The 1173-nt window shown below is 70.5% G+C and carries 2 protein-coding genes; both read left to right on the forward strand.

The features are described 5' to 3' along the window. Nucleotides 1-34: 34 nt before the first annotated feature. Nucleotides 35-613, forward strand: a complete 579-nt coding sequence (locus tag QUG93_RS15965; RefSeq protein ID WP_289475608.1) for a DUF6286 domain-containing protein — start codon at nt 35-37, stop codon at nt 611-613. Continuing rightward, a complete protein-coding gene (locus QUG93_RS15970; protein ID WP_289475610.1) occupies nt 610-1173 on the forward strand; it encodes an Asp23/Gls24 family envelope stress response protein in 564 nt (187 codons plus the stop codon). Before QUG93_RS15965 ends, QUG93_RS15970 begins: the two co-directional genes overlap by 4 nt.

Below are 1173 nucleotides of genomic sequence, written 5' to 3' on the forward strand. Positions count from 1 at the left end.
AGCACGAGGGCCGGGTCCGGTAGAGGAGGACACCATGAGCACCACCGCCTCGCTCGAGCGGCGTCTGCGCCGTCGGAGCATCCACCGGTCCCGGTCCACCGCGGTCGCGATCACCCTGGTCGTCATCGCGCTGATCGCAGCGTGGATCGGCACCGAAGCGGTCCTGCACGCCATCGGGCAGCGGCCACTGCTGGCCGACCCGCAGACCATCGCCGACACCGCCCTGAAGCCCGACGCGGCGTTCACCACCATCGCCGAGGTCATCGCCGCGGCCCTGGTCCTCGCCGGCATCATCCTGATCGTCCTGGCCTGCAAGCCCGGCCGGCAGCCCCGCTCGGTCGTGGACCACGACCGCGGCGCGGTCGTGATCGACACCCGCATCCTCGCCTCCACCGCCGCGAACGCGGCAGCGCTGGCAGCAGGCGTCCCGGAATCGAACACGTCCGCGTCCGCGAAGGGCCACCGCACCCAGGTGCACGTGGTGCCCCTGTCCGGCATCCCCGTCGACACCCGCGTCGTCGAGCACGCCGTCCAGGACCGCCTCAGCCGCCTCGGCGGCAAGCACGGCACATCCGTGAAGGTCACCGTGGACCAGAAGGGAACCCTGGCATGACCACCACCAACCGGACGTTCAACCGGGTCCTGCTGTTCCTGATCGGCCTGATCGGCATCATCGTCGGCGTCACCATCGGCGCCGGGGTCCTGCAACCCGTCCGCGACGCCCTCCAGCAGTACGTCACTCTCCCGCAGCAGGTGAGCGTGCCGGACCAGGCACTGTGGATCATCGCCGGCGTCTGCGCACTCGTGATCATCCTGGCGTTGATCGTGGTCTTCACCCGTGGTGGTGGCGGCACCAGTGTCGCGGTCCGGGAACGCTCCGGCAACGACCAGGTCACCGTCAACGTCGCGCTCGTGCGGGACGTCATCGACCACGAACTCACCGGTGTCCGCGACATCGTCACCGCGAAGGTCGACACGTACCTGGTGAAGAAGGAACGCGCCGCCCGGATCCGGGTCCACGTCCGCCGCGGCGGCGACGCGGTCACCGTCCTCGACGCCGTCGACCACGCCCTGACCACCCTGGACCAGACCCTCGGCCGGCAGGTCCCGGTCCTGGTCCACCTCACCGGCGGCACCCGCACCGCACTGGCACGCACCACCCGCGTCCAGTAG

The sequence above is a fragment of the Curtobacterium caseinilyticum genome, from assembly GCF_030363035.1.
GTDB classification, from domain to species: Bacteria; Actinomycetota; Actinomycetes; order Actinomycetales; family Microbacteriaceae; genus Curtobacterium; species Curtobacterium caseinilyticum.

Excerpts from the sequence above, each read along its gene's own strand:
- QUG93_RS15965 (WP_289475608.1), top strand. The coding sequence starts at position 35 with ATGAGCACCACCGCCTCGCTCGAGCGGCGTCTGCGCCGTCGGAGCATC.
- QUG93_RS15970 (WP_289475610.1), top strand. The coding sequence starts at position 610 with ATGACCACCACCAACCGGACGTTCAACCGGGTCCTGCTGTTCCTGATC.